A 25,810-nucleotide genomic window follows, 5' to 3' on the forward strand; every position below is an offset into this window, starting at 1 on the left:
AGCGGTTACGGCCCGCAGTCGTTGCATTGTATAGCGCGTCCGATCAGCTCACGCCACGGCACGAAGATTCATACGATCAATGTCGCCATTGCCCTTATTTGCCTCAATGGCCATAACTGCTAGTGTCCGTGAAGCTCCGCTTTTTGCTTTGTGCCCTCAGGGATCAGCGCGAAACCACAGAAAAGCGGCTCCCGGATCGATTCAGGTAAAGAGGACAAGAACAATGCAACCTGATTTCTGGAATGACAAACGCCCCGCCGGCGTACCCCTGGACATCGACATGGGCGAGTTCAAGTCGGTGATCGAGGTGTTTGAGCGTTCCTGCAAGAAATTCGCGGACCGTCCGGCCTTCAGCAATATGGGCGTGACCCTGACCTACGCGGAACTCGAGCGCTACAGCGCGGCGTTCGCCGGTTACCTGCAAGCCCACACCGATCTGGTGCCGGGGGATCGCATCGCGGTGCAGATGCCCAACGTGCTGCAATATCCGATTGCCGTGTTCGGCGCCTTGCGCGCCGGGCTGATCGTGGTCAACACCAACCCGCTGTACACCGCGCGCGAGATGCGCCACCAGTTCAAGGACTCCGGTGCCCGGGCGCTGGTATACCTGAACATGTTCGGGCAGAAGGTCCAGGAAGTGCTGCCGGACACCGACCTGCAATACCTGATCGAAGCGAAAATGGGCGATCTGATGCCCACCGCCAAGGGCTGGCTGATCAATACTGTGGTCAGCAAAGTGAAGAAAATGGTCCCGGACTATTCGCTGCCGCAGGCGATCTCGTTCAAGAGTGCGCTGCGCCTGGGCCGTGGTTTGGGAATCAAACCGCTGAAAGTCAGCCTCGACGACATCGCCGTGTTGCAATACACCGGTGGCACCACCGGGCTGGCCAAGGGCGCGATGCTGACCCACGGCAACCTCGTGGCGAACATGCAACAAGTGCGCGCCTGTCTCGCCCAACTGGGGCCTGACGGTCAGCCACTGCTGCGTGAGGGGCAGGAGGTGATGGTGGCGCCGCTGCCGCTTTATCACATCTATGCCTTCACCGCGAACTGCATGTGCATGATGGTTTCCGGTAACCACAACGTGCTGATCACCAATCCGCGAGACATCGCAGGCTTCATCAAGGAACTGAAGAACTGGCGCTTCTCGGCGTTGCTCGGGCTGAATACGTTGTTCGTCGCGCTGATGGATCACCCGGACTTCAAGACCCTGGATTTCTCCAGCCTCAAGCTGACCAACTCCGGCGGTACCGCGCTGGTCAAGGCCACCGCCGAGCGCTGGGAGCAGATCACCGGTTGCCGCATTACTGAAGGTTACGGTCTGACCGAAACCTCGCCGGTGGCCTGCACCAACCCGTATGGCGAAAAGTCGCGCCTGGGCACGGTCGGCCTGCCGGTGCCGGGTACGCTGCTGAAAGTCATCGATGACGAGGGCGTCGAGCAGCCGATGGGCGAGCGTGGCGAGCTGTGTATCAAAGGCCCGCAGATCATGAAAGGCTACTGGCACAAACCCGAGGCCACCGCCGAAGTGCTGGACGCCGAGGGCTGGTTCAAGTCCGGTGATATTGCGGTGATCGACCCGGACGGCTTCGTGCGCATCGTCGACCGCAAGAAGGACATGATCATCGTCTCCGGTTTCAACGTGTACCCCAACGAGATCGAGGACGTGGTGATGGCTCACCCGAAAGTCGCCAACTGCGCGGTGATCGGTGTGCCGGATGAGCGTTCGGGCGAGGCGGTGAAGCTGTTTGTGGTGGCGCGGGAAACCGGGGTCAGCCTCGAAGAGCTCAAGGCGTACTGCAAAGAGAATTTCACGGCCTACAAAGTGCCGAAACACATCGTGCTGCGTGAGTCATTGCCGATGACGCCGGTCGGCAAGATTTTGCGGCGGGAGTTGCGCGATATCGCCTGATCGGTGAATGGCCGCGCGTTGCGCGGATCGCGGGCAAGCCACGCTCCCACAGGGATCTCCATCAACCTTGTGGGAGCGGGCTTGCCCGCGATGCTTTTTGGGGGGTGAAGGCCCGGAAAACCGGGGCTTTCAGGGTGATATAGGATTTTTGCTCTAAAATGACTGTTAGAAAGTCTTGAGTCATTAAAGTGACCATGGAGGCCGCTTTTGGCTCTAGTCGGCCCTTGGCAAAGCTGCTACTCTCGGCGCGCTTTGTGACTTCTCGGCCTGTAGAAAAGCCAGATTCACCAATACAAAACACACACCAATAATAATCGCATCAAATGCGGTGAAGAATTCGCGTTGCTGAGGAGTGGGCTTCCATGATCGAAGACTTTTGGAAGGATAAATACCCGGCTGGAATTGCTGCCGACATCAATCCAGACGAGTACCCGAATATTCAGGCAGTGTTGAAGCAGTCCTGCCAACGCTTCGCCAACAAACCGGCTTTCAGCAACCTGGGCAAGACAATCACCTACGGTGAACTGTACGAATTGTCCGGTGCGTTTGCCGCGTATCTGCAACAGCATACCGACTTGCAGCCCGGTGATCGAATCGCCGTGCAACTGCCCAACGTTCTGCAGTACCCGGTCGCCGTCTTCGGTGCGATCCGCGCCGGGCTGATTGTGGTCAACACCAACCCGCTGTACACCGCGCGGGAAATGGAACACCAATTCAACGACTCCGGCGCCAAAGCCCTGGTGTGTCTGGCCAATATGGCGCACCTGGCGGAAGCCGTGGTGCCGAAGACCGGCGTCAAACACGTCATCGTCACCGAAGTCGCCGACCTGCTGCCGCCGGTCAAGCGCCTGCTGATCAACAGCGTGATCAAGTACGTGAAGAAGATGGTGCCGGCCTATCACCTGCCTAAAGCCGTCAAGTTCAATGACGTGCTGAGCAAGGGCCAGGGCCAGCCTGTGACCGAAGCCAACCCGCACAGCAGCGACGTCGCGGTACTGCAATACACCGGCGGCACCACCGGCGTGGCAAAGGGCGCAATGCTCACCCATCGCAACCTCGTCGCCAACATGCTGCAGTGCAAGGCGCTGATGGGCTCCAACCTCAACGAAGGCTGCGAGATCCTGATCACCCCGTTGCCGCTGTACCACATCTATGCGTTCACTTTTCATTGCATGGCGATGATGCTGATCGGCAACCACAACATCCTGATCAGCAACCCGCGCGACCTGCCGGCGATGGTCAAGGAACTGTCGAAGTGGAAGTTCAGCGGTTTCGTTGGCCTGAACACACTGTTCGTGGCGCTGTGCAACAACGAAGGTTTCCGCAAGCTGGATTTCTCCAACCTGAAAGTCACCCTGTCCGGCGGTATGGCCCTGCAACTGGCCGCGGCCGAGCGTTGGAAAGCCGTGACCGGCTGCTCGATCTGTGAAGGTTACGGCATGACCGAAACCAGCCCGGTGGCCACGGTCAACCCGATCCAGAACATCCAGATCGGCACCATCGGCATTCCGGTGCCGTCGACCCTGTGCAAAGTCATCGACGATGCCGGTGTCGAGCAGCCCATGGGCGAAATCGGCGAGCTGTGCGTCAAGGGCCCGCAAGTGATGAAGGGCTACTGGCAGCGTCAGGAAGCCACCGACGAGATCCTCGACAGCGAAGGCTGGCTGAAGACCGGTGACATCGCGCTGATCCAGCCCGATGGCTACATGCGCATTGTCGATCGCAAGAAGGACATGATCCTGGTGTCCGGTTTCAATGTTTACCCGAACGAACTGGAAGACGTGCTGGCAACCTTGCCGGGCGTGTTGCAGTGCGCGGCCATCGGCGTGCCGGACGAGAAGTCGGGCGAAGCGATCAAGATCTTCATCGTGGCCAAACCGGGCGTGACCCTGACCAAGGAAACCGTGATGGAACACATGCGCGCCAACGTCACCGGTTACAAGGTGCCGCGTTCGGTGGAATTCCGCGATGCACTGCCGACCACCAACGTCGGCAAGATCCTGCGCCGCGAGCTGCGTGACGAAGAGCTGAAGAAGATCAAGGCGAAGAACGCCGCGTAAAACAGAAAGCCCCGCAAATGCGGGGCTTTTTGTTGGGCGGCGTTCTTCAATCCTGTGGCGAGGGAGCTTGCTCCCGCTCGGCTGCGCAGCAGTCGTAAGTCCGGTGAATGTGGTGTGTCAGGACTCAACTGACACGGGGTTATGGGGCTGCTTCACAGCCCAGCGGGAGCAAGCTCCCTCGCCACAGAGTCCAGTTGCCACAAGGAATGCTTACTGCCGGAACGGCGCGAAATTCACGTTGGTGCCCGCCGGACGCATGTCCTGCAGGTACGAATCCTTGTCTGCACTCAATTCCAGGCTCAACGCCGCCTTGCGCTTGCCTTCGTTGCGAATCACCAGGCCTTCGAGCTTTTCCCGCAGGAACACGGTTGGCACTTTCAGGTGCAGCAGTTCGTCGGTGGCCGGGGTGTGCATCAGCAGGTGAATCCACTCGTACTGACCGACGGCCAGGCGCGTCACCGGCAGGTCAAACCACCAGATGTTGCGGTTGCGGTTGAGTTCGGCGAAGTGGCAGTTGTTGGTGCCGAGCACAGCGCCGCCCAGTTCCTGGTTGCGACGGGCAATGGCCTGCTTTTTATCGAGTTTCATAACATTCCTGCGGGGTCTGATCGTTGGCGCAGCGCGCCCATAGCTGCGCATTCTCGGGGCTTGGGGGGCAAACATAAAGCCCAACCTGCATTGCACGACGAAATGAAGGGCAAAAATAAATGAAACTCGTGGCAAACCCGGCCAGTCAATCATTACGTACTGACTTTTCCCCTTCAATGCACCAAGGAGAAACACCATGAGTAGCACTGGCGATAAAGTAAAAGGCATGGCCAACGAAGCCGTCGGCAACGTCAAGCAAGGTGTCGGTAAAGCCACCGACAACACCAAGCTGCAAGCCGAAGGCAAGCTGCAAGAGAAAAAAGGCGAAGCCCAGCAAGCTGTCGGCAAAGCCAAAGACGCCATCAAGAAAGGTGTCGACAAGGCGTAATTCCCGCCTTGAACGAAACACACGAACGGCCATCCAAGGATGGCCGTTTTTGTGTCAAAACTCGACGGTCATCCACGAAGGTCGCCAAGTAGGCTACCGTGATGTAAAAAACGGCCCCTGAGTCGCCACGACTTCAACCTGTAATGCGGCGAAAGGAGACGCGAATGATTTTTCCGGACATGAAAGGTCTGCCCCTGCATCGAGTGATGATGCGCACGGTCACTGAATTCGTCGACGACGAGATGTCGACCTACGCCTCGGCACTGGCCTACCAGATGCTGTTTTCGCTGTTCCCGTTCATTCTGTTCCTGATTGCGCTGATCGGTTTCCTGCACCTGCCGGACTTCTTCACCTGGCTGCGCCTGCAGTCGGAGCTGGTATTGCCGCCGCAGGCACTGGAGCAGGTCAACCCGGTGATCGATCAGTTGCAGCAGTCCAAGGGCGGCTTGCTCTCGGTGGGTATCGTCATCGCCCTGTACACCGCGTCTGCCGGTGTGCGCCTGATGATGAGCGCGATGAACGCCGCGTATGACGTGGTCGAGGGACGGCCGATCTGGAAACGTTTTCCGCTGTCGATTTTCTACACCGTAGGCATTGCCGGCATGTTGCTGGTGGCCGCCGCACTGATGGTGCTCGGGCCGCAAGTGATGGGCTGGATTGCCGCGCAGGTAGGGCTGGAAGACTTCATCGTCACCGTGTGGACGATTGCGCGCTGGCCGGTGATCGTGATTCTGATGATGGTCGCGGTGGCGCTGATCTATTACGTGATGCCCGACGTCAAACAGGAGTTCCGTTTCATCACCCCCGGCTCGGTACTGGCCGTGGTGGTGTGGATCATCGCCTCGCTGGGCTTTGCGTTCTACGTCAAAACCTTCGCCAACTACAACGCGATGTATGGCAGCATCGGGGCGATCATCGTGCTGTTGCTGTATTTCTACATTTCCTCGGCGGTGCTGCTGCTTGGCGCCGAGATGAATGCGGTGATCGAACACATGTCCAGCGAGGGCAAGGACGCGGGCGAGAAAGTCCCCGGCGAACTCGATGTACATCCCAAACAACACGTCTCGGGCCTGGGGCGCGATCATTCGCTCAAGCCGGACACTGACGAAGCCTGATCATGATTCGTGAAATCCTAAAAATGGGCGACGAACGTCTGCTGCGCATCGCCCCGCCAGTGCCGCCGGAGATGTTCGACAGCCCCGAGCTGTGGCAACTGATCGATGACATGTTCCAGACCATGGAAAGCGTCGGCGGAGTTGGCCTGGCCGCGCCGCAGATCGGCGTCGATCTGCAATTGGTGATTTTCGGTTTCGAGCACAGCGAACGCTACCCGGACGCCGAAGCGGTGCCGCAGACGATCCTGATCAATCCGCTGATCACCCCGTTGAGTCCGCTGACCGAGGAGGGTTTCGAAGGCTGCCTGTCGGTGCCAGGCCTGCGTGGCGCGGTGGATCGTTATCAGCAGATTCGCTACGAAGGTTTCGATCCCAAGGGCGAACCGATCGTGCGCGTGGCCTCAGGTTTTCATGCGCGGGTGGTGCAGCACGAATGCGATCACCTGATCGGCCGCTTGTATCCTTCGCGGATTACCGATTTCAGCAAATTCGGTTTTACCGAAGTGATGTTCCCGGATCTTGATCCGAGCGCAGACGATTAAGCAAAAATCAAAAGATCGCAGCCTTCGGCAGCTCCTACACCGATCCTTGTAGGAGCTGCCGCAGGCTGCGATCTTTTGATCTTCAAACAAGCCCCATCGCAATCATCGGCTTGCTTCGCGCATACCGGCTCAACCGTTCGGCCAACGCATAGGGCAGGGCAGGGTCGAAGCTGAAACCACGCCGCTCATAAAACCCGCGCAAATCCGGATGGCAGAACAGCCACACCGGTTCCTGCACATCCTTCACCGCCGCCGCGATCAACTGCCCGGCAATCCCTTGCTCACGGCAACCCGGGTCGACAAACAGCCCGGTCAACCAATACCCGCCCGCCACCGGTCGCAAGCACAGCGCGGCAACGATGTCCTCGCGTCGGGCCACCCACAGTTGCGCGTCGCGCACTGCTTTCATCGACGATTGGTGGCGGCGGTAAAACTTGTTCATCAATGGCCACAAAGGCTCATCGAGCAGGCTGTACTGGGTATCGGACATGGGATCGGACTGACGGCGGGCAAAGCGCCGATTATAAAAGAACGCGCGACGCGCGATAGGTGTATACCTGAGCCTACATCCCTGTGAGTGGAGTACGCGTCATGTCCAAAGGTATGGATTCAAAGAAAGCCGCGAAGAAGAAACCGGCCAAGACGGCCATTGAAAAGCGTGCAGAGAAAAAAGCCAAGAAGGTCGATATTTTCGGTCATTGATCACGTCCCTCGGGAGTCCGTCCTCCGGGCTCCCGCCTCAGCGCAAAAATAATCTGCAAGATTGCCCGGCTTCGTTGCACAGAAGGGGAAGATTCCCGTTCCGAGCCACGCCATGCCGAATTACTTCGACGCCGAACATCGCCAGCAAATCGAAACCCTGCGCCAGCGCTTCACCGCCCGCACCGAATGGCCGACATGGCTGTTGCTGATCGGCGTGTATGGCGGCTGGTTTGCGATCATCCTCAACAGCGCATGGCTGGGACGCGGCCTGAGCTCATTGCTGCTGATTCCGCTGCTGGTGCTGTGGCTGTCAGTGCAGCATGAGTTGCTGCATGGGCATCCGACCCGCTCGGTGCTTTGCAATAAAATCCTCGGTTATGCACCCTTTGCGGTGTGGTACCCGTACACCTTGTACCGTGACAGCCATCTGTTGCATCACCGCGATGAAGACCTGACAGTGCCCGGTGTCGATCCGGAAAGCCGTTATCTGACGGCCGTGCGTTGGCAGGGCAGTTCCTTGTTCGAACGCGGCCTGCACTGGCTGAACAAAACCGTGCTCGGGCGGTTCGCGATTGGCGCGCCGCTGGCCTTGCTGGCATTGGCCGCGGAAGAACTGCAACGCCTGAAAAACCGCGAGCGGCAAGCCTGGCTAATGTGGCTGACCCACGGTGCGTTCACCGTGCTGATGCTGTGCTTTGTCGCGCGCTTCAGCGTGTTGCCGGTCTGGCATTATCTCTTGCTGATCAGCGTACCGGCGCTGTCGATTGCGATGATCCGCTCCTACTATGAACACCGCCCGCACGCACAGCCGGAGCAACGCACCGTGCTCAACGAGGCCGGCTGGCCATGGCGCTGGCTGTTTCTGAATCTGAATTTTCATCTGGTGCATCACGACCTGCCGGGGCTGGCGTGGTACGACTTGCCCCAGGCTTACCGTATGCGCCGCGAGCAATGGGTCGCGCGTAGCGGCGGATTTCTGGTGCAGGGTTATGGGCAGTTGTGGTGGCGCCACGGGTTCAAGCCGATTGACAGTCCCGAGCATCCCTTCCACTGACCCCAGGAACACCACAGATAAGTATTTGCAGGGAAATAATGTGTATGACCCAACACCACCTCGAACTGCTGATGTACACCGCCCCCGAGCCCATTCGCGCGGCCAACGAGCGCTGGGTTTCACGCATCCTCGAACACCTCGGGCATTCCCGCCTGAACGCCGCCAGCCTGTCGCTGCCCGAACTGTGGTTGTCGCCCGATCTGCTACTGACGCAAACCTGCGGCTACCCCTTGATGACCTTGCTGCGCGATCAGGTGCGCATCGTCGGTCGCCCGCGCTACGAATTGCCCGACGCCAGCGCCGGCAATCACTGCAGCCTGATTCTCAGCCGTGCCGATGATGTGCGCAAAACCCTGGCGGATTTTCGTGGCAGTCGCGGGGTGATCAACAGTGAAGACTCCAACAGTGGCATGAATCTGTTGCGCCAGCGCTTGGCGCCGCTGCAGCGCGACGGGCAGTTTTTCGCCACGGTCGGCATCAGTGGCGCACACCGCGAGAGTTTGCGCTGGTTGCGGGACGGCCGCGCCGATCTGGCGGCTGTCGACAGCGTGACCTATGCCTATCTCGCTCAGCATGCGCCGGAAGACGTCAGCGGTTTGCGGGTGGTGGCGCGCAGTGCGTTGAGCCCGACGTTGCCGTTTATTACGGTTGCTACTGCCACTGATGAGCAGGTCGAACACCTGCGCGAGGTGATGAATCGGGCGTTGCGTGAACTGCCCGATGTGGCGCAGATCCTTGGCTTGCCTGAGGTGTTGCCGGCCAGTGAAAGCGATTATCGGGTTGTGCTCGACTATCAGCGTGAGGCTGAAGAGTTGGGCTATGGCCGCTTGCGCTAAAGATCGCAGCCTTCGGCAGCTCCTACAGGTTGAACGCATTTCAAATGCAGGCGCTGCCGAAGGCTGCGATCTTTCGCTCTTATATCTCCAAAAAGAATATAGGAATGAAATATAAATATTATTAATGCATAAGACGCCTTGCTAGGATCGCGCCACCGGATCACCGGACATCCAGCGACCCCTTGCCCAGGAGCCCTTATGTCCGGCGCCGATACCGTTCACCGCAATCATCTCGACGTGCTGTTCCGCGCCCACTATCGCTGGCTATGCACGTACTTGCGCCGGCAGCTGCACGACGCCGAAAACGCGGAAGACATCGCTGCCGAAACCTTCGCGCAATTGCTTCAGGCGCCCAGTGTCACGGCGATTCGTGAACCCCGCGCCATGCTCACTACGATTGCCCAGCGCCTGCTTTATCAGCGTTGGCGCCGCGCGGACCTGGAGCGCCGGCATGTGCAGCAGTTCGAGGTCGAGGTCGCCACTTCGCCTGAAGAACTCGCACACCTGAGCCAGACCCTCAAGCGCCTCGACCACAGCTTGCAACGCCTGCCCGGCAAGGTCCGCTCGACCTTCCTGCTGGCGCGGATCGATGGCCTGACCTACCCGCAAATCGCCGCCGAACTGGGCATCTCGCAGCGTTCGGTCAGCGTTTACATGAGCCGTTCCCAGGCCCTGTGCGACCGCCACAGCGCCAACCAAATCCTGACAGACAAGAGGTCCGCATGAGATCGATCAAAACCCTGCTCGGCCGTTCGTTGCTGGCACTGAGCCTGAGTGTCGGCGCTGTTTCGGCGGCGGAAAAAAACGCGCCGATCCACTTCGGTGACATCACTTGGGAAAGTGGCAGTTTCATCACCGAAGTGCTGCGCCTGATCGTCGAGAAAGGCTACGGCTACCCCACCGACACGCTGCCGGGCAGCACCGTCAGCCTGGAAGCGGCGCTGGCGAAAAACGACATTCAAGTGATCGGCGAGGAATGGGCCGGGCGCAGTCCGGCGTGGGTCAAGGCTGCCAATGAAGGCAAGGTGTTTGGCCTGGGCGATACGGTGAAGGGCGCGACCGAGGGCTGGTGGGTGCCGGAATACGTGATCAAGGGCGACCCCGAGCGCGGTATCAAACCATTGGCCCCGGAGCTGAAATCGGTGGCTGACCTGCCGCGCTACAAGGACGTGTTCCGCGACCCGGAAGACCCGCGCCGTGGACGCTTTCTCAACAGCCCGACCGGCTGGACCTCGGAGATCGTCAACAGCCAGAAGCTCAAGGCCTATGCGCTGACCGACAGCTACGTCAACTTCCGCACTGGCTCCGGCGCGGCGCTGGATGCCGAGGTGGCGTCGTCGATCAAACGCGGCAAACCGGTGCTGTTCTACTACTGGTCGCCGACGCCGCTGCTCGGTCGCTTCAAACTGGTAAAACTCGAAGAACCGCCGTTCGATGCCGAGGCCTGGAAAACCCTGGCCGATGCCAATAATCCGAATCCCAAGGGCACCCGCTCGATGCCGGCCAGCCTGGCGATTGGCGTGTCGGCGCCGTTCAAGGTGCAATACCCGGAACTGGTGGCGTTCTTCGAGAAAGTCGACTTGCCGATTGATCTGCTGAACCAGACGCTGGCCGGAATGAGCGAAAAGCGCCAGCCACCGCGGCAGGTCGCCGAAGCGTTTCTGCGTGATCAGCCGCAGGTGTGGCAGGCGTGGGTGCCGGGGGAGGTGGCGAGCAAGGTGACGGCGGGGCTGTGAGTTTCAACTGTTTGATCTGTGGCGTTTGAGCTACCGCCTTCGCGAGCAAGCTCGCTCCCACACTGGGTCTATGGCTTGCCCGAATCCAGTGTGGGAGCGAGCTTGCTCGCGAATGATCTAAAGACTTACACCGCTTCCGCCGCCAACGCCGCCATCACGGTCGACCGCTGCTCAATCCGCGCATGAAACCGCGCCAGCGCCGGCCACTGCGCCAGGTCAATGTCAAACAACCCGGCCCAACGCAGCACCACAAACAACAACGCATCCGCCACGCTGAAGCCGCTCGGCAGCAGATACTCCTGCTGCTCCAGCACCGTGACCAACACGGCAAAACGCTTGAACAACTTCTCCTTGATGACCTCGGCCGGCAACCGCTCATCGAACAGCGCACCAAGACCGCCGTGGATCTCGCTCGAAATGAAATTCAGCCACTCCTGCAAACGCAGCCGTTCGAAACTGCCGGGCGCCGGCGCCAGCCCTGACTGTGGTTGCAGATCCGCCAGATATTGCAGGATCACCGGGCCTTCGGTCAGCACCGCGCCGTTGTCCAGTTGCAGTGCCGCGACGTACCCCTTGGGATTGATCGCCAGGAAGTCTTCACCGCTGGCCGTGCGCTTGCTGCGGTTGTCGACGCGGATCAGTACGAAGGGCAGCTTCAGTTCGCGCAACACAATATGCGGCGCCAGCGAACAGGCTTGCGGGGCGTAATACAGCTTCATCGGCAGCTCTCTGGTGAGGATTTGGCGCCAGTGTCATAGTGCGCCGCACCCTCGGTAAAATTAATCTTTCAGAAAGCAGCCATAAGGACAGCTACTGCCATGATGAACCTGATGCATTGGCGGCTGGTGGTCGCTGTGGCCGATCACGGCAACATCACCCGCGCGGCCGAGCGGGTCGGCATGACGCAGTCTGGCGCGAGCCAGGCCCTGGCGCTGATGGAACAAACCCTCGGTGTGCAACTGTTCAGTCGCGAAAGCCGGCAAACCTTGCCCACCGCCATTGGGTTGCCGGTGATTGAGCAGGCGCGCGTAATGCTCGGCGCGTTGCAAATCATTCGCCAGACCGTCGACAGCGTGCGCCCGATGCTGCGCGGGACGATTCGCCTGGCAAGTTTTCCCATGGTCCTGGCGAGTTTTCTGCCGCCGCTGCTGCGTCAGTTCAATCGCCTGTACCCCGGGATCGAAGTGGTGGCGTTGGAGGTCAGCGATGACGAGGTGGAAACCTTGCTCGCGGCCGGTCTGGTGGATGTCGGTGTGGTGCTCAACCCGGCCCCCGAGCGCAATGCCGGGCCATTGGGCCGTGATGAATGGGTGGCGGTCGTGCCGACGGGCCATCCGCTGGCGCTGCGAGGAACCGAGCAGGGCGTCACCCTGCAAGAACTGACCGCGCTGCCCTTTGTGCTGGCTACCGGCGGTTGCTCGACCAACGCCCGCAGCCTTGCCGCCGAAGCCTGTTTGCAGTTGCAGGATGTGCGGGTCGAGGTGCGCGAGTGGAGCAGCGCCTTCACGCTGGTGCGGGAAAACCTCGGCGTGACGCTGGTGCCGGAAATGACCTTGCCGGTCGACCGTCAGGGCTTGCGCGTGATTGCTCTGCAACCACCTGTCGAGCGGGTGTTTTCGCTGGTGTTGCCTGCGGGGCAGACGGCGTCGGCAGCGGTGCAGGCGCTGCTGGATTTGGTGGCGGAGACTTCGCTTGCCTCTGTTCGCTGAACCGTTTCTTGTGCAAAAAGTGCCAGATACTGGCCGACTAGTGGCCTTGCGCGTGGCAGGGCGCTGGCTATGCTAGCTGTAACTAACTATGTCGACCGTCATCGGTTAGCCGTGATTTCAACGCTGCCAGAGTGCGCAATCAAAGGCACCGGACACTGAACCAACAAGGAGCAAGTTGTACATGGAAGTTCTTCTGCACGTTAGGGCTGGCCCGCTCGCGGGCTATCAAGAGAAGGATGTCTTGATGAGAGCGTCGCGGCATGCACGCTCGGATTAAACATCATTTATCACCTGACAACTTCCTCCCGTGGAGGAATGCGTGTGCCTGTTCTGTGGAACGTAGTGGTGGATTCTGAAAGACCTGAACTTTCATCAAATCAAAAGACCGCGCGGAAGGTGATACAACCATGTTCAACCTACATCACAAGGCTGACCTGCAGGAAATCGAGCGTTTCAGCTGCGCCTTGACCGAAGCCAACGCCAAGCTCGAAGCGATCAGCCGCTCGATGGCGATGATCGAATTTACCCCCGAAGGCATTGTTCTGGATGCCAACGAAAACTTCTGCAAGACCATGGGTTACAGCGCCGAGGAAGTGCGTGGCAAACATCACCGGGTGTTCTGCGAAGAAGCGTTTTACCGCAGCGAGGAATACGCCAGATTGTGGCGCGACCTGGCCCGGGGCGAGCCGATCAGCGGCACGTTTCTGCGCTTGAACAAGTCCGGCAGGGAGATCTGGCTTGAAGCCAGTTACATGCCGGTGTACGGCCCGGACAAACAAGTCAAAAGCGTCATAAAAGTTGCCGCCGACATCACCGCCCGGGTCAACAAAGAGCACGAAGAAGAAAGCATGCTGGCGGCAATCAGCCGTTCGATGGCGGTGATCGAGTTCACCCCGGAAGGCAATGTGATTACCGCCAACGACAACTTTCTGCGCACCATGCAATACACGCTGCCGGAAATCGTCGGCCATCACCACAGCATGTTCTGCCACCGTTCCGAATCCGAATCGGCGCAGTACAAAGCGTTCTGGGCGTCGCTCAATCGCGGCGAATATCACTCGCACCGTTTCGAGCGCAAGAACAAGTCCGGACAGATGGTTTATCTCGAAGCCTCGTACAACCCGCTGTTCGACACCAAGGGTCGTTTGTACAAGGTGGTGAAGTTCGCCAGCGACATCACCCAGCAGATGACTACGCTGCAGAACGCCGCGGAATCGGCCCACAGCACCTCGGTACAAAACGACGCCTGCGCGCAAAAAGGCTCACAGGTCGTGCAGCAGACGGTGCAGATCATCCAGGACATCTCCCGCGACCTCAACGAAGCGGCGCTGAGCATCGATGCGGTGAACAAGCAGTCGGACATCATCGGCACCATCGTCCAGACCATTCGCGGGATCGCCGACCAGACCAACCTGCTGGCGCTCAACGCCGCCATCGAAGCGGCCCGGGCCGGTGAGCACGGACGCGGGTTTGCCGTGGTCGCGGACGAGGTGCGCAGTCTCGCGGCGCGCACCAGTCAAGCGACCCTGGAGATTGTCGAAGTGGTGCGCAAAAACCATGACCTGTCGCTGAGCGCGGTGTCGAGCATGCAGTCGAGCCTGAGCCGCACCGGGCTGGGTGTGGAACTGGCGAACGAGGCGGGGGAGGTGATCCTGGAGATTCAGCAGGGTTCGCGACATGTGGTGGATGCGATCGGGCAGTTCAATGCGACGTTGCAACTCAACTAGCATCTACGCCAAAAAACTGTAGGAGCTGCGGCACGCTGCGATCTTTTGATTTTGTTTTTTTAGATCAAAAGATCGCAGCGTGCCGCAGCTCCTACATGGGTTTGCAGTCAAAGCGCCGCGAGAAACTTGTCCGCCAGTTTGTCGCTGTCCTTGACATCATTGGCGTTGTCTTTTTCCGTCTGCGCCAGTTTCATCTTGTCCTGCAGACGCTCGGCGATCTCTTTGCCGATGGCCAGTTGTTTCTCCGGCGGCATGGCTTTGATGTCGTCTTCGGTGATGCCCATGCTTTGAAGGATACTGTCGCGCAGACGCTGTTCCGGCGACTTGCTCATGTAGTCCTTGAACGCGTCGGTGGCCGAGGTGCCGCTGGTGCTGCCGGCAGTCGTGGCGTCGGTGGTTTGCAGGCCGACACGGGTCTTGGCGAAGGCTTCGTCGACGTTATCGCTGATGCGCGTGGCGGCGGCCACTTGCTGGGTGGCGATCTGCGTGGCCGAATCCTGGACCTTGGAGGTCGCATCGGTGGCTTGCGACTGAGTCTGGTTCTGCAGCGATTGCAACATGGCGCCGTGCAGGCCGCTTTGCAGACCGGCAGCGGCGGTCGTGGTCGCGTCATCCGCCAACCGCTTGGGCAGGTGGATGAGCTGCTGCTGTTTGGCACTGACCAACATCATGATGGAGACCTTTGGATAATTGCTGACGGGCATAGCCGAGCAATTAGCGTGCCTTTGCAGCAAATCCCGCTGTTTCAAGGCTTTACTGTTGGTGCATGCGCAATCAGGCGGTCATCCGTTGCCGCCGGGCGGCAGAGGATGACCGTGTGGCCGTCAGCGATGGGCAATGTTTTCCAGTGCCAGATTGCGCGTGCGCGGGCCGAACCCGCCGATGGTCAGCATCACGATCAGCATGCTGCTGACGATGAACGCCAGCACGCCGGGCGTGCCGAAGTGGTCGAGGAACAACCCGATCAACAGGCTGCTGAACACTGTCGACAAGCGACTGAACGAATAACAGAAACCCACCGCCCGGGCGCGGATGTTGGTGGGGAACAGTTCGCTCTGGTACGAGTGATAACTGAAACTCAGCCAAGCGTTGCAGAAGGTGATCATCACCCCGCAGAAGATCAGGCCGAAGGCGCTGGTCTGTAACGCGAACAAGGTGCCGAAGGTCATGGCGCCAAGGGCTGAGCCGACGATCTGCCATTTGTTCTCGAAACGGTTGGCGAACTTCACGAACAGCAATGGCCCGAGCGGGTAGGCCAGGGTGATGATGAAGGCGTACATCAGGCTGTGAGTGACGCTCACGCCCTGGCCGGAAAGCAGCGCCGGCAGCCAGTTGCCGAAACCGAAGAAACCGATCGCCTGGAACACGTGAAACACGATCAACATCAGCGCCCGACGCCGATACGGTGGTTGCCAGATATCGACGAAGCGGCCCTTGCCCTCGACATCCACCGGAACGGCTTCAGGCGCATCCAGCGGTTGGCGATGATCCTTCTCGCAGCGGGCTTCGATGGCGTCGAGAATCTTGTTCGCTTCATCGAAACGCCCATGCTGCGCCAGCCAGCGCGGCGACTCCGGCAGACGCTTGCGCAGCCACCAGATGAACAGCGCAAACACCGCGCTCGCCAGCACCACCCAACGCCAGCCCGACACACCGAACGGCGCCTGCGGCACCAGCCACCACGACATCAACGCCACCGCCGGCACCGAGAGAAACTGCACGAAAAAGGCGAAGGCAAACGCCGAACTGCGCATGCGCTTGGGCACCAGTTCCGATAGGTAGGCGTCGATGGTCACCAGCTCGATACCGAGGCCAATCCCCACTAGAAAACGCATGCAGATGATGCCCAGCGCCGAGCTTTGAATGCCCATCAGCACCGTGGCCACCGTGTACCAGACCAGCGCAAAGGTGAAGATCGCGCGGCGGCCGAAACGATCGGCCAACGGACTGAGCAGGCTGGCGCCGAGAAACAGACCCAGGAAGGTCGCCGACGCGAACGCCGCCTGATCGGAGAAACCGAACACACCCTGATTGCCGGTGGCGAAGATCCCGTCACGGATCAGCCCGGGGCTGATGTAGGCCGTCTGGAACAAATCGTAGAGTTCGAAGAAGCCGCCAATCGACAACAGCGCCACCAGTCGCCAGATGGTGGCGACGGCGGGCAGGCGGTCGATGCGAGCGGAAATCTCGGCGGCGCGTATCGGATCGATGCCGTCGCATGGCGCGGCGGCGGGGGCGTGAGCAGTCATGGGGCTGGTCCATTTTTTATTGATGGAAAAGCTTAGCCTGCTATCGGAGTGGATGGATTGTGAATATCGGCGGTTCTCCCGCAGATACCGCCGATTTTTCGCAATAACTGCTTACGAATTAACGATTTATGCCGCTGCGGCCGAGTCGGGCAGCGCTGAGGCCGGCAGGCCGAAAATGCGATCGAACAGCCAGTTGAAGGTGAACGTGTAGCACGGGATGAAGATAATCAGCGCCAGATCCAACAGGAACGCCTGCACCAGACTGATGTTCATCCACCAGGCGATCAGCGGGATCAGGAACACGATCAGTGTCAGCTGAAAACCCACGGCGTGGGCGATACGCCGCTTGACCGTGCGGGTGCGTGACTGCTGGCGGCTTTCCCAGTGCTCGAACAGCGAGGTGTAGATGAAATTCCAGGTCACGGCGATGGTGGTGATGATCACCGCCAGCGGGCCGGTGCTGCCCGGTGAAGTGCCGGACAACAGCGCCAGGCCGAGGGCGGAGAAGGTCATGCCGATCACTTCGTAAAGCGACACATAGACCAGTTTGCGTTTGACGCCTTGCATGGGGATTTGCCTCTTTCTTGCAATGTGTTGGCCAGCGGGGCTGGCGGAGGCGGCGAAAGATAGCTTCAATAGTGGTGACAGAAAAAGTCAGTAGCTTTCAGTTTTGGTGATAGGTGGTGGTTTGAATTTCAACAGCGACAGCATCGAGCTGTTTCTTGCGGTGATTGATCGTGGCTCGTTCTCCGCCGCCGCCCGCGCTTTGGGCAGGGTGCCTTCGGCGGTCAGCATGGGCATCGGCAATCTTGAGGCGGAGCTTGGCTATGCCTTGTTCGACCGCAGCCATCGCGAACCGCAGCCAACCGCGATGGCGCTGTCACTGGTGCCCCATGCGCGGTTGATTGCCGAGCAGCTCAAGCAGCTGCAAGTGCACGCGGTGGAGTTGTCGTTGGGGCTGGAGAGCAAGCTGTCGATTGGTGTGGTCGCCGACATCGATCGCCGGCGCTTGCTCGCCGCGATCAAGGTGATTGCCGAGCGTCATCCGTTGCTCGACATCGAAGTGCTGACCGCGCCGCAGGACGATGTGCTGGCGATGCTGCACCGTGGCCGCGTCAGCATCTGTCTGGCGTTCGCCGGGTTGAGCATGAACGTGCTGGAGCGTTTTCAGTTTGTCGGCAGCGAACGGATGATCGCCACGCTGGCGGCAGACAGTCCATTGTTGCGGGGGCAGGATCTGTTTCTCGAAGATCTCGTGCATGTGCGGCAGATCTTCGTCGCCAGTCGCGACTTGCCGATCAGCGAAACCCGGCCGCTGGTGGCCGAATCGCACTGGCGCACCGATACGCTGGAGGCGGCGCTGGAGATGGTCGAGGCGGGACTGGGCTGGGGCAATTTCCCGTTGTCGGTGGTGCAGCCGTGGCTGGACAGCGGGCGCTTGCAGCGCCTGAATTTTCGCAACATCGAAAACGGCCTGGTACTGCCGGTGCACGCGGTGTGGCTCAAGAGCCAGCCACTGCAGAAGGGCGCGTCGGCCCTCGTCGAACTGCTCAGGCACTGACCGCAACACATTCCCCCTGTAGGAGCTGCCGAAGGCTGCGATCTTTTGATCTTGATCTTGAAAAGAAAAATCAAAAGATCGCAGCCTTCGGCAGCTCCTACATGGGAAGGGGCTTCAGGTACTCTCGCGAATCTTCAGTTCAAAACCCATGTCTTCCACCGGCCGCGCCACGCTATTGCCGGCCATCAACGTCAGCATCTGCTCCGCCGCGCGCCGGCCAATCGCCTCGCGCGGGGTGTTGATGCTGCTCAGGCGCGGCACCATGTGCTCGGACATCGGCAAGTCGTTGAAGCCGAGGATCGCCACCTGCTCGGGGATCTTGATCCCGTTGCGCAGCGCTTCGAGCAGGGCACCCTGCGCCAGGTCGTCGTTACCAAAGAAGATCGCATCGACGTCCGGATGCGCCGCCAGCAGTTGCAGGAACAGCTCTCCGCCTAATCCCACCGACGAGGAGCGCGGGGTCAGCACTTCCAGGTCCGGGTCATAGCGCCCGGCCTTCTGCAGGGCTTTGCGAAAACCCTCGCCGCGCAACAAGGTGCGCTGATCAAGTTGTGCGCCGATATAGGCAAGACGCTTGCGACCGCGCGAGAGCAAATGTTCGGCCGCGGTTTCGCCGGCGCTGAGCTGCGAGAAACCCACGCAATTCACGCCGGCCGCGCTGTCCAGTTCCATCATGTACACGCAGGGAATGTTGCTGGCCTCGATCATCCGCCGCGAACTTTCCGTGCGATCAAACCCGGTCAACAGCAAACCACGCGGTTGATAAGCCATGGAGTTGCGCAGCAGGTTTTCTTCTTCATCGCGCGAATAGTGGAAGTTGCCGATCAGCACTTCGAAGCCCTTGGGTGTCAGCACCCGATGAATGGCTTCCAGCGTATCGATGAACAACAGGTTGGACAGCGACGGCACCAGCACCACCACTGAATGGCTCTGCGCCGAGGCCAGGGCGCGGGCGGCAGGGTTGACCACGTAATTGAGTTCGAGCGCGGCTTTCTGCACTTTTTCCACCAGTTCGGTGGCCACGGTGCTGACCCCGCGCAAGGCGCGGGACGCGGTAATCGGGCTCACGCCGGCAAGGCGGGCAACTTCATTAAGGGTGGGACGGCCGGTGGTGCGAGTGTTTTTATCGTTTTTAGGGGTGGTCATCGGGCGGCTTGCCAAACAAAAATCAAGGCACTAAGGTAGCGCTGTCCTGATGCAGCTGCAAATGCGTAAGCGAGGTCCTGCCTGATCCTCGCTTTTTGGCGTTGGGCGACAACCTGCTGCAACCCAAAAAAACGACAAGAAGGCGTCGGCAACTTCTGCCTGTGCACTAGAGTCATAGCTAGCAAAGGTAGCGCTGTCTGCGCGCTGAGGTGTTATATGAGTCATCCCATCACCGCCCTGGTCATCATGGGCGTTGCCGGTTGCGGCAAGACGTGCGTCAGCGAGGCCCTGTGCCAATTGAGCGGCGCCACTGCCATTGAAGGCGATACTTTTCATCCGGCCGCCAACATCGAAAAGATGAGCGCGGGGATCCCCCTGAACGACGACGACCGTGCCGGCTGGCTCGACAGCCTGTGCGTTGAGTTGCGTCGTGTCGATGCACTCGGCGAGCGTCCGGTGCTGACCTGCTCGGCGCTTAAACACAGTTACCGCGAAGTGCTGCGCAGTGCCTTGCCGGGCCTGGGCTTTGTGTTCCTTGAACTGACCCCTGAAGTGGCTGCCGACCGCGTGTCCCATCGCCCGGGCCACTTCATGCCGGCGACGTTGATCGAAAGCCAGTTCGCCACCCTCGAATCGCCGGTCGGCGAGCCGTTGACCCTGGCACTGAATGCTTCGATCCACAGCGTTGAAGAGCTGGCGGCCCAGGCGCACGTCTGGTGGCAGGCTCATGGTCTGAAACAGGCGGTATGAGTGTGTTGAAAGAGTTAGCGCTGTCCTCACGAATTCTGTTTAACCCGCTTTAATAACAACAACAAGCCAGGAGACACCCCCAATGTTTGGCATGTCCCACGACGCCTACCTGCTGCTCGATGCAGTGGTCACGGTAATCGGTCTGATTATCCTGATCACCAAATTCAAGATTCACCCCTTCATCGCCCTGACCATCGCGGCCGCGTTCCTCGGCCTGACGTCCGGCATGCCGATCGGCACCATCATCAAGGCGTTCCAGGACGGCTTCGGTGGCGTGCTCGGTTTCGTCGGCATCATCCTTGCGCTGGGCACCATGCTCGGCAAAATGATGGCCGAATCCGGTGGCGCCGATCAGATCGCGCAGACCCTGATCCGCGCGTTCGGCAAGGACAAAGTGCAGTGGGCCATGATGTTCGCCGCGTTCCTGGTCGGTATTCCACTGTTCTTCGAAATCGGCTTCGTGCTGCTGATTCCGCTGGTGTTCATCGTTGCCCGACGCACCGGGGTGTCGATCATCAAGATCGGTATTCCGCTGCTCGCCGGTCTGTCTGCGGTACACGGTCTGGTGCCGCCGCACCCGGGCCCGCTGCTGGCAATCGGCGTGTTTGGTGCCGACATCGGCAAGACCATCCTCTACGGTCTGATCGTTGCGCTGCCGACCGCCATCATCGCCGGCCCGATCTTCGGTACGTTCATTGCCAAGCACATTCCCGGCACGCCGAATCAGGAACTGGTCGATCAACTGGCCCGCGAAACCGATTCGCAGAACCTGCCGAGCTTCAGCATCACCCTGGTCACTGTGCTGCTGCCGGTGTTCCTGATGCTGCTGAAAACCTTCGCTGACGTGGCACTGCCGGACGGTCATTTCTTCCGCACCTGGATGGACATGATCGGCCATCCGATCTCTGCACTGCTGCTGGCCTTGCTGCTGTCGCTGTACACCTTCGGTCACAAGCAGGGCATCGGTTCACAGCAGATGCTCAAGTGGCTGGACGCGAGCCTGGCGCCGACCGCCGCGATCATTCTGATCATCGGTGCCGGTGGTGGCTTCAAGCAGATGCTGGTGACCAGCGGCGTGGGCGACGTGATCGGCCACATGGCGGTCAGCGCGCAGATCTCGCCGATCCTGCTGGCATGGCTGGTGGCGGCGGTGATTCGTATCGCCACCGGTTCGGCCACCGTGGCGACCATCACGGGCGCCGGCATCGTGGTGCCGGTGGTGGGGATGATTCCGGGCGTCAACCGTGAACTGCTGGTGCTGGCCACCGGTGCCGGGTCGTTGATCCTGTCCCATGTGAACGACGCCGGTTTCTGGCTGGTGAAGCAGTACTTCAACATGACCGTGGCCGAGACGTTCAAGACCTGGACAGCGATGGAAACCATCCTGTCGGTGGTGGGCCTGGGCTTCATTCTATTGCTGTCGCTGTTCGTTTAACCTCGAACGCAAGACACAAAAAAACCGCAGCGATGCGGTTTTTTTGTGGATGAGGCGAAAGGGCTAACCCTGTAGGAGCTGCCGAAGGCTGCGATCTTTTGATTTTAAAGATCAAGATCAAAAGATCGCAGCCTGCGGCAGCTCCTACAGGGGGATGTGTTAGCCGGCGGTTTTCGGGGCCAGGCCATCCGCCCGGAACATCCCGCGAATCCCGCGCACCGCCTGCCGAATCCGGTCCTGGTTTTCGATCAGCGCGAAGCGCACATGATCATCGCCATACTCACCAAAACCCACCCCCGGCGAGACACAGACCTTGGCCTCGGCCAGCAGTTTCTTGGCAAACTCGAGCGAGCCCAGATGCGCGTAAGCCTCGGAAATCTTCGCCCAGACGTACATCGACGCCTTCGGATTCTCGACCATCCAGCCCAGCTCGTGCAGGCCTTTGACCAGCACGTTACGGCGCTGGCGATACTGTTCGGCGATGTCACGCACACATTGCTGATCGCCTTCCAGCGCAGCAATCGCCGCCACTTGCAGCGGAGTGAAAGTGCCGTAGTCGTGGTAGCTCTTGATCCGCGCCAGGGCGTTGACCAGTTCCGGGTTGCCGACCATGAAACCGATGCGCCAGCCGGCCATGTTGTAGCTCTTGGACAGGGTAAAAAACTCCACCGCAATGTCCTTGGCGCCCGGCACCTGCATGATCGACGGGGCTTTCCAGCCGTCATAGACGATGTCGGCGTAGGCCAGGTCGTGCACCACCAGTACGTCGTATTGTTTGGCGAGGGCAATCACCCGTTCGAAGAAGTCCAGCTCCACGCATTGTGCGGTGGGGTTGGACGGGAAGCCGAGGATCATCATCTTCGGCTTCGGGATCGAACCGCGAATGGCCCGTTCCAGCTCGGCGAAGAAGTCCACGCCCGGCACCAGCGGCACCGAACGCACCTGAGCGCCGGCAATCACCGCGCCGTAGATGTGAATCGGGTAGCTCGGGTTCGGCACCAGTACCGTGTCGCCCTGATCCAGGGTCGCCAGCATCAAATGCGCCAGGCCTTCCTTGGAACCGATGGTGACGATGGCTTCGCTTTCCGGGTCGATATCGACCGCGTAGCGTTCCTTGTACCAGTTGGAAATCGCCCGGCGCAGACGTGGAATGCCCTTGGACGTGGAGTAACCGTGGGTGTCTTCACGTTGGGCAACTTGTACCAGTTTTTCGACGATGTGCGGCGGCGTGGCCCCGTCGGGGTTGCCCATGCTCAAGTCGATGATGTCTTCACCACGGCGCCGCGCGGCCATCTTCAGCTCGGCGGTGATGTTGAAAACGTAGGGGGGGAGTCGATCAATGCGCGCAAAGCGGCGCGGCGAACCTTGTTCAGCCATTGTTGCCTCGGATAACGTAAGCGCCCGGAACCGTCCGAGCGACGCTGGTCACTGCGGTGACCTGTGGCGGAAGATAAGGGCAGCGAGGGCGGACTGTCCAGCGTGCAAGACAATAATTTTTTCCAAGGAAATGCTTAATGGAATTCACCAGCGGCTTCTTGCTGAGCCTCTCGCTGTGCCTGGACATCGGCGTAGCCAACATCGCAATGATCACCCTGGCGATGCAGCGCGGGTACTTTCAGGGCTTCGCGCTGGGCCTCGGCACCTGCGTCGGTGACCTGATCTACGCGGTGCTGGCGCTGGCCGGGATGACCGTGCTGCTGCAGTACGAAAGCGTGCGCTGGGTGCTGTGGATCGGCGGGTCGGCGCTGCTGATCTACTTTGCGGCGAAGATGATCTATTCGGCGATTCACCACGAAGCGCAGTTGGCAGCAACCGCGGAAGTGGGGCGGAACTCGCATCGCAAGGAGTTCTTTCGCGGGATTTTCCTCGCCATGTCTTCACCGAGCGCGATTCTCTGGTTCGCCGCGGTGGGTGGCACCCTGATCGCCCGCTCCGGTGGCGGCGGCCCTGTAAGTTCGGCGCTGTTCCTCGGCGGCTTCCTGTGCGCCGGTCTGCTGTGGTCGGCCGGGCTGTGCTTCGCCGCGAGCCACGGCGGCAAGTTGCTCGGCGACAAGCTGTTGCGCTACTCGTACATGGCATCGGCAGCGATCTTCTGCTATTTCGCGGTGTACGTGATCGTATCCGGTTATAACGAGTTCGTCGGTTCCGGGGCCGCCGACCAGTTGCACGCCCTGTAGCATTGCGAATCGGGTTTGGCTTCTATACTCAGCAGCCGAACCCCTTCTTTTGTTCCAGGAGTCGAGTCATGGATGAGCAAAAACGCGTCGAAGTGGCTGAACCTCGCTTCGAACATGGACACTTCCTGCTGATCGCAGGATTTCGTGGTCGATTTACCCAGGACACCGCCAAGGACATCCCCGCACTGTGGGAAAGGTTCTTGCCGCACCTGGGAAAGATACAGGGACAAAAAAACGAAGTGACCTACGGCGTCTGCAGTAATTTCGACGGCCAGGGTGGCTTCGATTACATCGCCGGGGTGGAAATCAGCAAGCTCGACGACCTCGACCAGAAGGTCTATCAGTGGGTCGAAGTGCTGCCTCGTCAGTACGCCGTATTCGAGCACAAGGGACCGCTCGATCAGTTACCTCAGACTCTGCAATACATCTACAAAACCTGGCTGCCGACTTCCCACTATGTCGAGCTCAACGCCCCGGAGCTGGAACGCTACAGCGCCGATTTCAATCCGCGACTGCACACCGGCAAACTGGAAATCTGCGTGCCGGTCGATACCAAAGCCTGAACCATAACGATGAGGCGGATCACTGATCCGCCTCATGTTGTTCAACCGCGCTTGCCCTTGCCCAGCCGTCGCGCCCGCAACAGGTCGATGCCCAAGGTGATAAAGCCGAACGTACTGATGCCCAACACCATCAACAGGCCGATTTCAACGCTGCTCATAAGCGGTTACCCCCAAGGGTGATCAGAGACACACCGCAGAAATAGCCCGCCGCCCGCACGAAGAAAAGCGCTTATACGCAAGCTTTACGCCCCCCATGCGGATCGATATGCACACCTTATTCCTTTATGCTTTGCGCACTTTTCTCCGCTGATTTTCGAGCTGCCATGAACACCGTCATCCGCAACGTCACCGCCGCCGACCTGGACCGCTGCTACGCCATCGAAACCGTTGCCTACGAAGGCGATGAAGCCGCCACGCGCGAAAAGATCGCCACGCGCATCGCCACCTGGCCGGAGGGTTTTATCGTCGCCGAAGTGGAGGGCGTGGTCGCCGGGTTCATCAATTCGGGCGCGGCGTTTGACGTGCAGATGTCCGACGAGGCGTTCAAGGAACTGATCGGCCACGACTCCAAAGGGCCGAACGTGGTGATCATGTCGGTGGTGGTGCACCCGGACTATCAGGGGCAGGGCCTGGCCAAGCGATTGATGGCCGAATTCATCGAGCGCATGCGCGGGATGGACAAGGCGACGATTCATCTGATGTGCAAGGAACGACACATTGCGCTGTACGCCGGATTCGGCTTTGCCTACATCAAGCCGTCGGAGTCCGACCATGGCGGGATGGCGTGGCACGAGATGATCCTTACTTTGTAAGGCATCGCACATAACCTGTGGGAGCTGGCTTGCCAGCGATAGCGGTGGGTCAATCGACATCAATGTTTGATGCGCCGACGCCATCGCTGGCAAGCCAGCTCCCACTGGTTCTAGCGGTGTTTGCAATTCCCCGTTTAGTAAAGGGTGTCGATTACCCGCTTCGGTGCTTCGCGATCGTACGTCTCGGCATCGAACTGCCCATCATTCAGACGCTTGTGGAAAGCGCCCGCCGAGGGCAGTGCCGAGCGCGGCAGGTGAGTCTCGGGGTTCCACGCATCTGAACGCACAAACGCTTTCGAACAATGGAAAAACGCCGCCTCCACCGTCACCAGCAGCACCGTTTTTGCCGGTTTGCCGTTCACCGCAAAGCTTTCCAGCAGTTCGGGATCGGCGCTGATGGTCGCGGTGCCGTTGACCCGCAAGGTCTCGCCGATCCCCGGAATGATGAACAGCAGCGACACCCGTGGATCCTGCAGCACATTGCGCAAGGTATCGATGCGGTTGTTGCCCGGGCGATCCGGCAGGGCCAGGGTGTTCTGGTCGATGATCCGCACAAATCCCGGCGCATCGCCGCGTGGCGAATTGTCCAGGCCGTCGGCGCCCACCGAGCTGACGATCACCAGCGGCGAAACCCGTACCATCGCCTGATAATCCTCGTTGAGAAAACCGATCTGCTTGCGCACCGCGCGCTCGTGGGGCAGGCCGTAAATAGCTTCCAGTGCTTCGATTGAATCGATCATCGTGCATC

General features: G+C 59.9%; 26 protein-coding genes. 17 read left to right on the forward strand and 9 right to left on the reverse strand.

Annotated features, from left to right (window positions below):
- Window positions 1-223: 223 nt before the first annotated feature.
- Entirely contained in the window at window positions 224-1,912 is a 1,689-nt protein-coding gene (fadD2, locus tag KVQ82_RS07955) for a long-chain-fatty-acid--CoA ligase FadD2 (protein WP_041068686.1), read from the forward strand.
- A gap of 362 nt (window positions 1,913-2,274) precedes the next feature.
- Window positions 2,275-3,972: a long-chain-fatty-acid--CoA ligase FadD1 gene (gene fadD1 / locus KVQ82_RS07960; RefSeq protein ID WP_047295961.1), complete on the forward strand. Its 1,698-nt coding sequence runs from the start codon at window positions 2,275-2,277 to the stop codon at window positions 3,970-3,972.
- Window positions 3,973-4,182: 210 nt separating this feature from the next.
- Here fadD1 and KVQ82_RS07965 read toward each other — a convergent pair whose 3' ends face one another.
- The gene (locus KVQ82_RS07965) at window positions 4,183-4,560 is read right to left on the reverse strand and encodes a hypothetical protein (protein ID WP_007969330.1); all 378 of its coding nucleotides are present in this window, start codon (window positions 4,558-4,560) and stop codon (window positions 4,183-4,185) included.
- A gap of 196 nt (window positions 4,561-4,756) precedes the next feature.
- Here KVQ82_RS07965 and KVQ82_RS07970 point away from each other — a divergent pair, with 196 nt between their 5' ends.
- The 3 genes from KVQ82_RS07970 (at window position 4,757) to def (ending at window position 6,605) form a co-directional block, all read left to right on the forward strand.
- Window positions 4,757-4,948 (forward strand): CsbD family protein, encoded by a 192-nt coding sequence (locus tag KVQ82_RS07970; protein ID WP_027612573.1) that lies wholly within the window; start codon window positions 4,757-4,759, stop codon window positions 4,946-4,948.
- A 164-nt stretch (window positions 4,949-5,112) separates the two neighbouring features.
- A complete protein-coding gene (locus KVQ82_RS07975; protein ID WP_222018570.1) occupies window positions 5,113-6,063 on the forward strand; it encodes a YihY/virulence factor BrkB family protein in 951 nt (316 codons plus the stop codon).
- A 2-nt stretch (window positions 6,064-6,065) separates the two neighbouring features.
- Window positions 6,066-6,605: a peptide deformylase gene (def, locus tag KVQ82_RS07980; protein WP_047295954.1), complete on the forward strand. Its 540-nt coding sequence runs from the start codon at window positions 6,066-6,068 to the stop codon at window positions 6,603-6,605.
- 82 nt (window positions 6,606-6,687) lie between these two features.
- On the opposite strand, the gene KVQ82_RS07985 is transcribed toward def, so the two are convergent.
- Complete coding sequence (locus tag KVQ82_RS07985; protein ID WP_222018571.1) at window positions 6,688-7,095, reverse strand: GNAT family N-acetyltransferase; 408 nt, start codon at window positions 7,093-7,095, stop codon at window positions 6,688-6,690.
- A gap of 324 nt (window positions 7,096-7,419) precedes the next feature.
- Between KVQ82_RS07985 and KVQ82_RS07990 the strand changes: the two genes are divergently transcribed.
- The 4 genes from KVQ82_RS07990 to KVQ82_RS08005 all read left to right on the forward strand — a co-directional run bounded on the left by KVQ82_RS07990 (window position 7,420) and on the right by KVQ82_RS08005 (window position 10,933).
- On the forward strand, window positions 7,420-8,361 hold the full coding sequence (locus tag KVQ82_RS07990; RefSeq protein WP_222018572.1) for a fatty acid desaturase: 942 nt from the start codon (window positions 7,420-7,422) through the stop codon (window positions 8,359-8,361).
- 44 nt (window positions 8,362-8,405) lie between these two features.
- Window positions 8,406-9,197, forward strand: a complete 792-nt coding sequence (locus tag KVQ82_RS07995; RefSeq protein WP_222018573.1) for a phosphate/phosphite/phosphonate ABC transporter substrate-binding protein — start codon at window positions 8,406-8,408, stop codon at window positions 9,195-9,197.
- Between the two features lie 198 nt (window positions 9,198-9,395).
- Window positions 9,396-9,923: a sigma-70 family RNA polymerase sigma factor gene (locus KVQ82_RS08000; protein ID WP_086791903.1), complete on the forward strand. Its 528-nt coding sequence runs from the start codon at window positions 9,396-9,398 to the stop codon at window positions 9,921-9,923.
- Window positions 9,920-10,933 carry an ABC transporter substrate-binding protein gene (locus tag KVQ82_RS08005; RefSeq protein WP_222018574.1) on the forward strand — a complete coding sequence of 338 codons (1,014 nt, stop codon included), beginning with the start codon at window positions 9,920-9,922 and terminating at the stop codon, window positions 10,931-10,933. The genes KVQ82_RS08000 and KVQ82_RS08005 overlap by 4 nt, the downstream gene beginning before the upstream one ends.
- Window positions 10,934-11,058: 125 nt before the next feature.
- On the opposite strand, the gene gstA is transcribed toward KVQ82_RS08005, so the two are convergent.
- Complete coding sequence (gene gstA / locus KVQ82_RS08010) at window positions 11,059-11,652, reverse strand: glutathione transferase GstA (protein ID WP_222018575.1); 594 nt, start codon at window positions 11,650-11,652, stop codon at window positions 11,059-11,061.
- A gap of 99 nt (window positions 11,653-11,751) precedes the next feature.
- Here gstA and KVQ82_RS08015 point away from each other — a divergent pair, with 99 nt between their 5' ends.
- Window positions 11,752-12,642 (forward strand): LysR family transcriptional regulator, encoded by an 891-nt coding sequence (locus KVQ82_RS08015; RefSeq protein WP_222018576.1) that lies wholly within the window; start codon window positions 11,752-11,754, stop codon window positions 12,640-12,642.
- 407 nt (window positions 12,643-13,049) lie between these two features.
- A complete protein-coding gene (locus tag KVQ82_RS31815; RefSeq protein WP_041066384.1) occupies window positions 13,050-14,369 on the forward strand; it encodes a PAS domain-containing methyl-accepting chemotaxis protein in 1,320 nt (439 codons plus the stop codon).
- Window positions 14,370-14,476: 107 nt separating this feature from the next.
- Here KVQ82_RS31815 and KVQ82_RS08025 read toward each other — a convergent pair whose 3' ends face one another.
- The 3 genes from KVQ82_RS08025 to KVQ82_RS08035 all read right to left on the reverse strand — a co-directional run bounded on the left by KVQ82_RS08025 (window position 14,477) and on the right by KVQ82_RS08035 (window position 17,185).
- Entirely contained in the window at window positions 14,477-15,037 is a 561-nt protein-coding gene (locus KVQ82_RS08025) for a hypothetical protein (protein WP_222019368.1), read from the reverse strand.
- Between the two features lie 156 nt (window positions 15,038-15,193).
- On the reverse strand, window positions 15,194-16,618 hold the full coding sequence (locus KVQ82_RS08030) for an MFS transporter (protein ID WP_222018577.1): 1,425 nt from the start codon (window positions 16,616-16,618) through the stop codon (window positions 15,194-15,196).
- A 126-nt stretch (window positions 16,619-16,744) separates the two neighbouring features.
- Window positions 16,745-17,185 carry a PACE efflux transporter gene (locus tag KVQ82_RS08035; protein WP_108183572.1) on the reverse strand — a complete coding sequence of 147 codons (441 nt, stop codon included), beginning with the start codon at window positions 17,183-17,185 and terminating at the stop codon, window positions 16,745-16,747.
- Window positions 17,186-17,306: 121 nt separating this feature from the next.
- Between KVQ82_RS08035 and KVQ82_RS08040 the strand changes: the two genes are divergently transcribed.
- Window positions 17,307-18,179 (forward strand): LysR family transcriptional regulator, encoded by an 873-nt coding sequence (locus KVQ82_RS08040; RefSeq protein WP_222018578.1) that lies wholly within the window; start codon window positions 17,307-17,309, stop codon window positions 18,177-18,179.
- Window positions 18,180-18,293: 114 nt separating this feature from the next.
- Here the strand turns inward: KVQ82_RS08040 and KVQ82_RS08045 are convergent, their stop codons facing one another.
- Entirely contained in the window at window positions 18,294-19,325 is a 1,032-nt protein-coding gene (locus tag KVQ82_RS08045; RefSeq protein WP_222018579.1) for a LacI family DNA-binding transcriptional regulator, read from the reverse strand.
- A gap of 216 nt (window positions 19,326-19,541) precedes the next feature.
- On the opposite strand from KVQ82_RS08045, the gene KVQ82_RS08050 reads away from it, so the two are divergent.
- Together KVQ82_RS08050 and KVQ82_RS08055 are read left to right on the forward strand one after the other, a co-directional pair.
- A complete protein-coding gene (locus KVQ82_RS08050; protein ID WP_041066400.1) occupies window positions 19,542-20,075 on the forward strand; it encodes a gluconokinase in 534 nt (177 codons plus the stop codon).
- A gap of 82 nt (window positions 20,076-20,157) precedes the next feature.
- Window positions 20,158-21,510, forward strand: a complete 1,353-nt coding sequence (locus KVQ82_RS08055) for a GntP family permease (RefSeq protein WP_047295923.1) — start codon at window positions 20,158-20,160, stop codon at window positions 21,508-21,510.
- 159 nt (window positions 21,511-21,669) lie between these two features.
- Here KVQ82_RS08055 and alaC read toward each other — a convergent pair whose 3' ends face one another.
- Window positions 21,670-22,887: an alanine transaminase gene (gene alaC, locus KVQ82_RS08060; protein WP_222018580.1), complete on the reverse strand. Its 1,218-nt coding sequence runs from the start codon at window positions 22,885-22,887 to the stop codon at window positions 21,670-21,672.
- A 137-nt stretch (window positions 22,888-23,024) separates the two neighbouring features.
- Here alaC and KVQ82_RS08065 point away from each other — a divergent pair, with 137 nt between their 5' ends.
- From KVQ82_RS08065 to KVQ82_RS08075, 3 genes are all read left to right on the forward strand, one after another.
- The gene (locus tag KVQ82_RS08065; RefSeq protein ID WP_041066411.1) at window positions 23,025-23,687 is read left to right on the forward strand and encodes a LysE family translocator; all 663 of its coding nucleotides are present in this window, start codon (window positions 23,025-23,027) and stop codon (window positions 23,685-23,687) included.
- Window positions 23,688-23,755: 68 nt separating this feature from the next.
- On the forward strand, window positions 23,756-24,250 hold the full coding sequence (locus KVQ82_RS08070) for a GyrI-like domain-containing protein (RefSeq protein ID WP_041066414.1): 495 nt from the start codon (window positions 23,756-23,758) through the stop codon (window positions 24,248-24,250).
- A gap of 323 nt (window positions 24,251-24,573) precedes the next feature.
- Window positions 24,574-25,062, forward strand: a complete 489-nt coding sequence (locus tag KVQ82_RS08075) for a GNAT family N-acetyltransferase (protein WP_222018581.1) — start codon at window positions 24,574-24,576, stop codon at window positions 25,060-25,062.
- A gap of 134 nt (window positions 25,063-25,196) precedes the next feature.
- Here KVQ82_RS08075 and KVQ82_RS08080 read toward each other — a convergent pair whose 3' ends face one another.
- A complete protein-coding gene (locus KVQ82_RS08080; protein WP_095668507.1) occupies window positions 25,197-25,802 on the reverse strand; it encodes a pyridoxamine 5'-phosphate oxidase family protein in 606 nt (201 codons plus the stop codon).
- Between the last annotated feature and the right edge of the window lie 8 nt (window positions 25,803-25,810).

The organism is Pseudomonas sp. AO-1, from assembly GCF_019775695.1.
Lineage (GTDB): Bacteria > Pseudomonadota > Gammaproteobacteria > Pseudomonadales > Pseudomonadaceae > Aquipseudomonas > Aquipseudomonas parakoreensis.

Coding starts and splice junctions, on each gene's coding strand:
- fadD2 (WP_041068686.1), top strand. CDS start 224: ATGCAACCTGATTTCTGGAATGACAAACGCCCCGCCGGCGTACCCCTG.
- fadD1 (WP_047295961.1), top strand. CDS start 2,275: ATGATCGAAGACTTTTGGAAGGATAAATACCCGGCTGGAATTGCTGCC.
- KVQ82_RS07965 (WP_007969330.1), bottom strand. CDS start 4,560: ATGAAACTCGATAAAAAGCAGGCCATTGCCCGTCGCAACCAGGAACTG.
- KVQ82_RS07970 (WP_027612573.1), top strand. CDS start 4,757: ATGAGTAGCACTGGCGATAAAGTAAAAGGCATGGCCAACGAAGCCGTC.
- KVQ82_RS07975 (WP_222018570.1), top strand. CDS start 5,113: ATGATTTTTCCGGACATGAAAGGTCTGCCCCTGCATCGAGTGATGATG.
- def (WP_047295954.1), top strand. CDS start 6,066: ATGATTCGTGAAATCCTAAAAATGGGCGACGAACGTCTGCTGCGCATC.
- KVQ82_RS07985 (WP_222018571.1), bottom strand. CDS start 7,095: ATGTCCGATACCCAGTACAGCCTGCTCGATGAGCCTTTGTGGCCATTG.
- KVQ82_RS07990 (WP_222018572.1), top strand. CDS start 7,420: ATGCCGAATTACTTCGACGCCGAACATCGCCAGCAAATCGAAACCCTG.
- KVQ82_RS07995 (WP_222018573.1), top strand. CDS start 8,406: ATGACCCAACACCACCTCGAACTGCTGATGTACACCGCCCCCGAGCCC.
- KVQ82_RS08000 (WP_086791903.1), top strand. CDS start 9,396: ATGTCCGGCGCCGATACCGTTCACCGCAATCATCTCGACGTGCTGTTC.
- KVQ82_RS08005 (WP_222018574.1), top strand. CDS start 9,920: ATGAGATCGATCAAAACCCTGCTCGGCCGTTCGTTGCTGGCACTGAGC.
- gstA (WP_222018575.1), bottom strand. CDS start 11,652: ATGAAGCTGTATTACGCCCCGCAAGCCTGTTCGCTGGCGCCGCATATT.
- KVQ82_RS08015 (WP_222018576.1), top strand. CDS start 11,752: ATGATGAACCTGATGCATTGGCGGCTGGTGGTCGCTGTGGCCGATCAC.
- KVQ82_RS31815 (WP_041066384.1), top strand. CDS start 13,050: ATGTTCAACCTACATCACAAGGCTGACCTGCAGGAAATCGAGCGTTTC.
- KVQ82_RS08025 (WP_222019368.1), bottom strand. CDS start 15,037: ATGTTGGTCAGTGCCAAACAGCAGCAGCTCATCCACCTGCCCAAGCGG.
- KVQ82_RS08030 (WP_222018577.1), bottom strand. CDS start 16,618: ATGACTGCTCACGCCCCCGCCGCCGCGCCATGCGACGGCATCGATCCG.
- KVQ82_RS08035 (WP_108183572.1), bottom strand. CDS start 17,185: ATGCAAGGCGTCAAACGCAAACTGGTCTATGTGTCGCTTTACGAAGTG.
- KVQ82_RS08045 (WP_222018579.1), bottom strand. CDS start 19,325: ATGACCACCCCTAAAAACGATAAAAACACTCGCACCACCGGCCGTCCC.
- KVQ82_RS08050 (WP_041066400.1), top strand. CDS start 19,542: ATGAGTCATCCCATCACCGCCCTGGTCATCATGGGCGTTGCCGGTTGC.
- KVQ82_RS08055 (WP_047295923.1), top strand. CDS start 20,158: ATGTTTGGCATGTCCCACGACGCCTACCTGCTGCTCGATGCAGTGGTC.
- alaC (WP_222018580.1), bottom strand. CDS start 22,887: ATGGCTGAACAAGGTTCGCCGCGCCGCTTTGCGCGCATTGATCGACTC.
- KVQ82_RS08065 (WP_041066411.1), top strand. CDS start 23,025: ATGGAATTCACCAGCGGCTTCTTGCTGAGCCTCTCGCTGTGCCTGGAC.
- KVQ82_RS08070 (WP_041066414.1), top strand. CDS start 23,756: ATGGATGAGCAAAAACGCGTCGAAGTGGCTGAACCTCGCTTCGAACAT.
- KVQ82_RS08075 (WP_222018581.1), top strand. CDS start 24,574: ATGAACACCGTCATCCGCAACGTCACCGCCGCCGACCTGGACCGCTGC.
- KVQ82_RS08080 (WP_095668507.1), bottom strand. CDS start 25,802: ATGATCGATTCAATCGAAGCACTGGAAGCTATTTACGGCCTGCCCCAC.